Annotated in this window: 9 protein-coding genes; 5 read left to right on the forward strand and 4 right to left on the reverse strand. The window is 61.5% G+C overall.

The annotated features are described in order from the left end of the window. Window positions 1-750: 750 nt before the first annotated feature. Both BSF44_RS28775 and BSF44_RS28780 read right to left on the reverse strand, forming a co-directional pair. Window positions 751-2,061: an ATP-binding protein gene (locus BSF44_RS28775; RefSeq protein ID WP_095946381.1), complete on the reverse strand. Its 1,311-nt coding sequence runs from the start codon at window positions 2,059-2,061 to the stop codon at window positions 751-753. Next, a complete protein-coding gene (locus BSF44_RS28780; protein WP_095946382.1) occupies window positions 2,058-2,798 on the reverse strand; it encodes a response regulator in 741 nt (246 codons plus the stop codon). Before BSF44_RS28780 ends, BSF44_RS28775 begins: the two co-directional genes overlap by 4 nt. Before the next feature lie 306 nt (window positions 2,799-3,104). Between BSF44_RS28780 and BSF44_RS28785 the strand changes: the two genes are divergently transcribed. The 4 genes from BSF44_RS28785 (at window position 3,105) to BSF44_RS28800 (ending at window position 5,411) form a co-directional block, all read left to right on the forward strand. Beyond that, the gene (locus tag BSF44_RS28785) at window positions 3,105-3,368 is read left to right on the forward strand and encodes a DUF2790 domain-containing protein (protein ID WP_095946383.1); all 264 of its coding nucleotides are present in this window, start codon (window positions 3,105-3,107) and stop codon (window positions 3,366-3,368) included. Between the two features lie 48 nt (window positions 3,369-3,416). Further along, window positions 3,417-3,629, forward strand: a complete 213-nt coding sequence (locus BSF44_RS28790) for a hypothetical protein (RefSeq protein WP_095946384.1) — start codon at window positions 3,417-3,419, stop codon at window positions 3,627-3,629. Window positions 3,630-3,775: 146 nt separating this feature from the next. Then, on the forward strand, window positions 3,776-4,993 hold the full coding sequence (locus tag BSF44_RS28795) for a cytochrome c biogenesis protein DipZ (protein WP_095946385.1): 1,218 nt from the start codon (window positions 3,776-3,778) through the stop codon (window positions 4,991-4,993). 148 nt (window positions 4,994-5,141) lie between these two features. After that, the gene (locus tag BSF44_RS28800) at window positions 5,142-5,411 is read left to right on the forward strand and encodes a DUF4242 domain-containing protein (protein WP_095946386.1); all 270 of its coding nucleotides are present in this window, start codon (window positions 5,142-5,144) and stop codon (window positions 5,409-5,411) included. 90 nt (window positions 5,412-5,501) lie between these two features. On the opposite strand, the gene BSF44_RS28805 is transcribed toward BSF44_RS28800, so the two are convergent. Both BSF44_RS28805 and pcsA read right to left on the reverse strand, forming a co-directional pair. Further along, a complete protein-coding gene (locus BSF44_RS28805; protein WP_095946387.1) occupies window positions 5,502-5,888 on the reverse strand; it encodes a DUF488 domain-containing protein in 387 nt (128 codons plus the stop codon). Between the two features lie 2 nt (window positions 5,889-5,890). After that, window positions 5,891-6,613 (reverse strand): phosphatidylcholine synthase, encoded by a 723-nt coding sequence (pcsA, locus tag BSF44_RS28810; protein ID WP_095946388.1) that lies wholly within the window; start codon window positions 6,611-6,613, stop codon window positions 5,891-5,893. Between the two features lie 257 nt (window positions 6,614-6,870). Here pcsA and BSF44_RS28815 point away from each other — a divergent pair, with 257 nt between their 5' ends. Beyond that, a complete protein-coding gene (locus tag BSF44_RS28815; protein ID WP_095946389.1) occupies window positions 6,871-7,599 on the forward strand; it encodes a tellurite resistance TerB family protein in 729 nt (242 codons plus the stop codon). Window positions 7,600-7,958: the final 359 nt, after the last annotated feature.

Here is a 7,958-nt window from a genome sequence, read left to right on the forward strand (position 1 = left end):
ATCGGTGAATTGCTCGAGCAGCTCTTTCGGGATTTTCGGTAGCTCTCGCAACGCGGGTTTCTTTTTGGTTGGCATACATGCACCTCTTACTCATGTTATGCCCGAACACAAAATTTCTGACACCCCCAGGCTCTTGGTTGATTGAGTACATATCCGTTTCTGCGGTAACGGCGACTTATGGTTTCGCCCTTACGGCGAGTCCCTTTGGCAAACGCCCCAAAGGAACCAAAGGTCTCGCCCCTTACGTACGGCCCCTCGCTAAGGCTCGGCGTTCCTTCGCTCCAGTATTCATCCGGGGGCATTGCCCTCCGGTCGGCTTCGCTTCGACCTACATGCAATGAGTTCGACTGCGTCGAACGGCGCTGCGCACCAGTCCCCGGATGAACACCTCCACTCAGCCTGCCGATGGGGGCGGGTGGATCAAGATCAAGAGCTGCAGGCGAGCTAACGCTCGGCCTGATGAGTGGTGAAAAGCGGCGCGGTGTACGCCGCTCTGCCTTTGCCTTTCTGTGGGAGCGAGCTTGCTCGCGATGGTGGCCTGCCAGCCGATCGAAATCTTTCGGATGTACTGAGTACCTGTGGGAGCGGCGGTGCGGCGATCCGACTTGCCCGCGAAGGCGTCCTGCCAGCCGAGCAATATCTCGCGGATGTACTGAGTACCTGTGGGAGCGAGCCTGCTCGCGATGACGGCCTGCCAGCCAACCATTCTTTACGGCAAGGCCGATATCCTCACCCTTAAGCCAAACCCTTCTACACCGGCAATCGCAACTCCGCACACAACCCGCCACCCTCGCGATTGCTCAAGGTCAACGACCCTCCAATCGCGACCGCCAGTTGCTGGGCGATCGCCAGCCCCAACCCGGTGCCGCCGGTGCTGCGGTTGCGGGAACTCTCAACGCGATAGAACGGTTCCATCACTTGCTTGAGCTCCTCCTCGGCGATCCCCGGGCCTCGGTCAAGGATCCTGATCGACAGATTGCCATCGGCCCGTTTTTCCACCTGCAATTGAGCAGCACCGGCAAACTTCAATGCGTTGTCCGTCAGGTTGACCAGCACCCGGCGCAAGGCGTGGGGACGGGTGTCGATGACGGCTGCGCTTTTGCCGGTGAGCTGCACGTCCTTGCCCACGTCCTGATAATCGAACACCAGGCTATCGAGGAACGAGTCGAGGTCGGTGCGGCGGCTTTCTTCGGTGGCGCCGTGGATGCTGCGGGCGTAGGCCACGCCTTCGCGGACCAGGTGTTCCATTTCGCCCAGGTCGTTCCACAGTTTGTCTTTTTCGCTGGAGTCGTCCATGAACTCGGCACGCAGTTTCATGCGGGTGATCGGGGTTTGCAGGTCGTGGGAAATTGCCGCGAGCAACTGCATGCGTTCCTTCAGGTAGGCCGCGATGCGTGCTTGCATCGAGTTGAAGGCCCTGGCGGCGTGGGCGACTTCGGTCGGGCCTTTTTCGTCCAGGAGTACTGGGTGCGCGTTGGGGTCCAGGGTTTCTACCGCACCGGCGAGGCGGGTGAGGGGGCGGATGGCAATTCTGACCGCCAGCCAGGAGCAGGCCAGCGTCAGCGCCAGTTGCCCGAGCAACACGATGGGCAGCCAGGGCGACAACGGCACCATCGCCGGGCGGACGTCGATGGTCAGCGGGCTGCCATCCGCCAGTTTCAAATGCACTTGAAAATGTTTTTTCGGCCCGGGGATGTCGGTAAAGGTCATCGGGTAATCGTGACCGATGGCGTCCTTGATCGAGGCAATGGCAATGGGCGCATCGGGCATGTCGGTGCGGATGGGCGTGCCCGGCGAACCCTCATTGAGCAGGTAACTGTAATTGCGCCGTTCCAATTGTTTGAGCCACGCGGCTCGCTCATCGACGGGCAAGCGGTCGAGGATGGCAACGGAGGTGGAAACGTCGGTTTCCAGGTTGCCGAGCATGGTGTTTTTCGAGGACTCGTAGCGTTCGTAGTACTGCGCGCCGAAGGACAGCGCCTGGGCAAGGATCAGGCCGATCAGGAAAATCAGCGACAGCCGCGAGGCCAGGGTGCGCGGCCAATGCAGCGCCAGGGTCATGATTGATCGCCCAGGATTTCCACCGGCAGGGAAAACACATAGCCTTCGCTGCGCACGGTCTTGATGTAGGCCGGTTCCCGGGCGTCGTCGAGCAAGCGCTGGCGCAGGCGACTGACCAGCAGATCGATGGAACGGTCGAACAGGTCGGCATCGCGGCCCTGAGTCAGGTTGAGCAATTGATCGCGGTTGAGCACCCGTTGCGGATGGTCGAGAAACACCCGCAGCAATCGATATTCGGCGCCACTCAGGGCCACCATGGTGCCGTCTTCATCGAGCAGGTGTCGGGCCGAGGTGTCCAGGCGCCAGCGGCCGAAAGCCAACAGCCGGCTGGCTTCGGTCACCACCAGGTTTGGCGGCAGCATGCGCGTGCGTCGTAGCACCGCGTTGATCCGCGCCAGCAGTTCACGGGCGGCGAACGGCTTGACCAGGTAGTCGTCGGCGCCCATTTCCAGGCCGAGGATGCGATCGGTTTCATCGTTGCGGGCGGTGAGCATCAGCACCGGGGTGGCCTTGTGCTTGCCGGCGCGCAATTCACGGCAGAGCACCAGGCCATCGTCCCCCGGCATCATGATGTCCAGCACGATCAGGTCCACCGGGGTGGTTTCCAGAAAGGCGCGCATCTGCCGTCCATCCGCCACGACCGTGGTGCGCAGGCCGTTCTTCTTCAGGTAGTTGCCAACCAGTTCGCGGATTTCGCGGTCATCGTCAACGATGAGGATGTGATCAACGTGATCCATTGGGCCAAACCTCTGGTAAATGGGGAATGCCACACAGTCTATCGAGCCTGGGCGGGCTCGCCTGCCGCCCTTTGTATTGCAGTGTATCTGGCTTGCCTGCGGATACACACGAAGGCAAAAAAGCCGATTTCCAGCGGTTTTGTATTGCTCTGTATCTGCGCCCGGTTCTGATACGCAGCGATTGATTCACGCCGATTCCCGACACAGACGAGATACCTCGCAGGCTTTTAATGGGTTCCATCGAGGCAAACCAGACCGCCTCGGATCAACCAACGATCAACCTGTTGAAACCCTGAGGAACTCGCCATGAACACCAAGGCCATCTACGCCGCCTGCCTGTTTGCCGCCCTGAACATCTGCACCCTGTCGGCCCGTGCCGAAGCCGATGTCACTCCCGAAACCTACACCTACGGCACCCAGCTGGATATCCGCAAAGTGGTGTCGCTGAACGAGGACACAACACCTTCCTGCGGCGTGGTGAATGCGCGGCTGACGTACCTCGACTCCCAGTCCCGGACCCAGGTGCTGAATTACAGCAAGTTCGCTGACAACTGCAACTCGGAAAACTGAGTGTCGCGATCAATCACCGCTCAATCCATTTGAAACAGGAAGGACATCATGAACAACATTTCCCGCCACCTGACCGCCATCGTCTTTGCCGTCGCCGGTGCGGCGGCCCATGCCAACGCTGCTGTCGAGCAGAGCGCCTGCGCCGGCAACACCTGCTTCCAGCTCACGCCGGTGGCGCAGAAGGATACCCAGGGCTTCCTGGCGCAGGACGGTTCCAGCCGTACTCCGCAGGGGCAGTTGCAGGATGAGCAGACCGCTTGAGAACACCCCCGATCCACTGTAGGAGCGAGCCTGCTCGCGATAGCGATGGTTCAGTCAACGGTGTGTCGCCTGACCGGACGCCATCGCGAGCAGGCTCGCTCCTACAGTGGTGATGTGTTGCCCATTAATTTGCATCAGGTGATCCCATGTTACTCATCGCTTTCCTGGGCGGCCTATTGACCGTCCTCAGCCCGTGCATCCTGCCGGTCGTGCCCTTCCTGTTTGCCGGGGCCGACCGTACACGCTCCTCGATACTGCTGACCCTTGGCGGCATGGTCCTGACCTTTGCCCTGGTCTCCAGCCTGGCCGTGGTCAGCAGCGAGTGGGTGATCCAGGCCAGCAATACCGGCCGCCATGTCGCGCTGGCGGTGATGGTGCTGTTTGCCCTGTCGCTGATCTCCGCCCGGGTCGGTGACTGGCTGGCGCGGCCCTTCGTGCTGCTGGGCAATCGCATCGACCCGAACTCGCGCAAGATGTCCGGGCCGCTGGCGTCGATCATGATCGGTGTCGCCACCGGGCTGCTCTGGGCACCCTGCGCCGGACCGATCCTGGGGGTGATACTCACCAGCGCCATGCTGCAAGGGGCAAATGCCGGCACCAGTCTGCTGCTGGTGGCTTATGGCGCCGGCAGTGCGCTGTCCCTGGGCATCCTGATCTTCGCCGGTCGCGGCCTGGTCAATCGCTTGAAACCGTCGATTCCGGTCACCGGCTGGTTGCGTCGTGGCGCCGGGGTTGCGGTGTTGTCCGGGGCGGCGGTGATTGCAACGGGGGCCAATGATCTGTTGCTGGCCAACACCTCCTCGGAAGGTGTCAGCCGCGTGGAGAAAGGCGTGCTGGAAACAGTACCGAAAGTCGTCGATTACCTGGTCAGCAAGGTCAAGGCCGACAGCACCATGGGCGATGCCCAGGGCGCCATGCCATCGCTGTCCGGCGCGGTGGAGTGGCTCAACTCGCCGGCCCTGAGCAACGAGGCCCTGAAAGGCAAAGTGGTGCTGGTGGATTTCTGGACTTTCGACTGCATCAACTGCAAGCACACCCTGCCGTACGTGAAAGACTGGGCGAAGAAGTATGAAAAGGACGGGCTGGTGGTGATCGGCGTGCACACGCCCGAATACGGCTTTGAACGAATCATCGACAACGTCAAGGCCAAGGTGAAGGAGTACGGCATCACCTACCCGGTGGCGATCGACAACAACTACGCAATCTGGCGCAACTTCGATAACCGGTACTGGCCGGCGCACTACCTGATCGATGCCAAGGGGCAGGTGCGGTACACCCACTTCGGCGAAGGCAGCTACGACACTCAAGAACAAATGATTCAGCAGTTACTGAAGGAAGCCAGGGCCGGCGCGCCAGCGGCGTGATCCGCTCGATCGGTGCGCTACGTGGAATCTCCGGACGATCGGGCAGGCCTGGCCGACGATCGGACAGGACGCCAACGCCTATCAGGACGATAGTTTGATCACAGGGTGAGTGCTGCCCTGCCATCCAGAACAATAAAGAGAGGTTGCCATGCCTAAGTTCGTCATTGAACGTGAGATCCAGGGCGCCGGAGGTCTGTCGGAAAGGGACTTGAAAGCTGCTTCGCTCAAGTCCTGCCAGGCGTTGCGTGAGTTGCCGCAGGTGCAGTGGCTGCAGAGCTATGTCACCGCTGACAAGCTCTACTGCGTGTACATTTCGCCGAACGAGGAGCAGATCAGGGAGCACGCCCGGGTGAGCGGGTTTCCCGCCAATCGCATTTCCCAGGTCATGAACATCATCGATCCGACAACGGCGGAGTGAATACCTGGAAATGGTGATCACGCGGCAGTGAGCGACCACAAGTCCAATCTGGGAGCAAGCTCGCTCCCACAGGGGGAGTGGTGGTGCCGGCTAAATGACCTTCGCGCCACGCGCTTCCAGCAACTCGCGTAACACCGAACGGTGACAATGCGCTTCATCCTCGCAATAACAACCCACCGCCAGGGACGTCTGGTGGGACAACGCGGCCAACAGATCCAGCATCTGACTGGCTGCGGGCTGGCTCATCTCGGCCTTGAACTTGCGCCGGAACAGCTCCCAGGCCTTGGCATCTTGCGCAACCTTGGCCTCGGCCACCAACTGCGCACTGGGCGACAGCAGCGGCTGCCAGACATCGTAAAAATCCCGACGGGCGAATTCTGCTTTCGGTACGCCACGGGGAGGGCGGCGTACCGTGCCCAGGCGCAAGCCTTCGTCGGGTCGCCGGGGTGAACCGAGTTGAACGATATGGACCGCCATGGCTACTTGAGCCCCGATTCGTCGAACCACTCCAGCGCCGTGCGCCACAGGCAGATGCCCAGGAAGTACGCCGACATCAGCAGCCACAGCCCCATCACCAACGGGTTGATCCGTGGATGGTTGAGCACCAGCGACAGGCTGCACAGCAACCAGATGGCCGTCACCGCAATGTTGATCGGCATGAACCGGCGCACGCGAAACGGGTGCAGGAATTTCATCCGGGTCACGGTCAGCAGGGCCAGGCCGATGACCGTAACGAAGGTGATCCACGGCGACGGGGCGATGATGTACAGGCACAGGGCGACCACGTTCCAGGCGGCGGGGAAGCCCTGGAAGTAGTTGTCGGTGCTCTTCATGTTGACGTTGCAGAAGCAGAACAGCGACGACACCAGAATCAGCGACACGCTCAGCAGCAAGGTGTAGTCCGGCAACGGAATGTAGCGGTAGATGAACAGTGCCGGGATAAACACGTACGTCAGGTAGTCGATCACCAGGTCGAGGATCGAGCCATCGAAGCTCGGCAACACCGACTGGACGTTGACCTTGCGTGCCAGCGCGCCGTCCAGTCCGTCGACGATCAGGGCGACACCCAGCCACAGCAGGCAATGGGTCGGCTGGTTATCCAGCAGGGACAGGGTGGCGAGGAAAGCGGTGACCACGCCAGTGGCGGTAAAACCATGGGCGCCCCATGCTTTGAGCCTGGCGATGTACAGGGTTGAAATCACGGGGGCGTTCTCCAGTGAATGAAGCAAGCCAGTTGTCACTCCGCGTACGGGGCGGTGGCAAACCGGGTCGGGTTGCAGGTATCGACCGGGCATCCGGGAATAAGGTTCACCACTCATGAATCTTAGCTGCGCCGCAAGAAAATACCCCGGACGAATCCGGGATAGCGCAGGCGGGTCAGCCCAACGGCGCTGGCACATTCGTCTGCGGGGGCTATCGTTGCCTGACTGGATAAACGCCCTTCAAGAGGACAAACATCATGAACACCAGCGATCTGCTCGAACAATTACTGCGCGCCGGCCAGGGCTCGATGGCGCAACAGGGTGGCGCTGGCGCGTCGGCCCAGGGCGGGTTCGGCGACCTGGGTGGATTGCTCGGCGGCTTATTGGGCGGTGGCACCGGTGCGGGTGCTGGTGGCGGTGGTGCAGGGTTGGGCGGTTTGCTCGGTGGTTTGCTTGGCGGCGGTCCGCCGATGGGCGGTGCGCCACAAAGCCGTTCCAGTGGTGGCACCAATTATGCCGCCCTGGCGTCCCTGGGCATGATGGCGTTCCAGGCGTATCAGGCCTGGCAGCGCAGTCAGGCGTCGGCTCCGCAAGAAGCGCCACGGACCGTGGACTTGCTGGCCGGCCCTGAGGCCGAAGAGCACAGCCATGCGATTCTGCGGGCAATGATTGCCGCGGCCAAGGCCGATGGCCGCATCGATGAAGCCGAGAAGAAGATGATCAGCACTGAAATCGGCCGTCACACCGACGATCCGCAATTGCAGCAATGGCTGGACGAGGAGGTTGCCAAGCCACTGGACGCCAGTGATGTCGCGCAATCGGCCGCCGACCCCGGCATGGCCTCGGAGATGTACCTGGCCAGCGTGATGCTGGTGGACGACCAGCAGGACGCCGAGCGCAACTATCTGGATGAACTGGCCGCGGCATTGCGGATCGACCCGGCTCTGCAATTGCACCTGGAGCGGCAGGCCAAGGGCACTGCCTGACCCACTGCCATCGCGAGCAAGCTCACTCCCACATTTTTTGATCTCCGCCGAACGCAGATCCTGCGGGCGCTGAAAGTCCCTGGTGGGAGAGAGCCTGCTCGCGATGAGGCCGCTACAGCCAACATCCCTGGCGCCTGACACTCCGCCATCGCGAGCAGGCTCGCTCCCACATTTTTTGATCTCCGCCGAACGCAGATCCTGTGGGCGCTGAAAATACTTGTGGGAGCGAGCCTGCTCGCGATGAGGCCGCCACAGCCAACATCCCTGGCGCCTGACACTCCGCCATCGCGAGCAGGCTCACTCCCACATTTTGATCCCCGCCGAACGCAGATCCTGCGTGCGCTGAAAGTCCCTGTGGG

It is taken from the genome of Pseudomonas sp. ACN8 (assembly GCF_002303925.1).
Lineage (GTDB): Bacteria > Pseudomonadota > Gammaproteobacteria > Pseudomonadales > Pseudomonadaceae > Aquipseudomonas.

Excerpts from the sequence above, each read along its gene's own strand:
- BSF44_RS28775 (WP_095946381.1), bottom strand. The coding sequence starts at position 2,061 with ATGACCCTGGCGCTGCATTGGCCGCGCACCCTGGCCTCGCGGCTGTCG.
- BSF44_RS28780 (WP_095946382.1), bottom strand. The coding sequence starts at position 2,798 with ATGGATCACGTTGATCACATCCTCATCGTTGACGATGACCGCGAAATC.
- BSF44_RS28785 (WP_095946383.1), top strand. The coding sequence starts at position 3,105 with ATGAACACCAAGGCCATCTACGCCGCCTGCCTGTTTGCCGCCCTGAAC.
- BSF44_RS28790 (WP_095946384.1), top strand. The coding sequence starts at position 3,417 with ATGAACAACATTTCCCGCCACCTGACCGCCATCGTCTTTGCCGTCGCC.
- BSF44_RS28795 (WP_095946385.1), top strand. The coding sequence starts at position 3,776 with ATGTTACTCATCGCTTTCCTGGGCGGCCTATTGACCGTCCTCAGCCCG.
- BSF44_RS28800 (WP_095946386.1), top strand. The coding sequence starts at position 5,142 with ATGCCTAAGTTCGTCATTGAACGTGAGATCCAGGGCGCCGGAGGTCTG.
- BSF44_RS28805 (WP_095946387.1), bottom strand. The coding sequence starts at position 5,888 with ATGGCGGTCCATATCGTTCAACTCGGTTCACCCCGGCGACCCGACGAA.
- BSF44_RS28815 (WP_095946389.1), top strand. The coding sequence starts at position 6,871 with ATGAACACCAGCGATCTGCTCGAACAATTACTGCGCGCCGGCCAGGGC.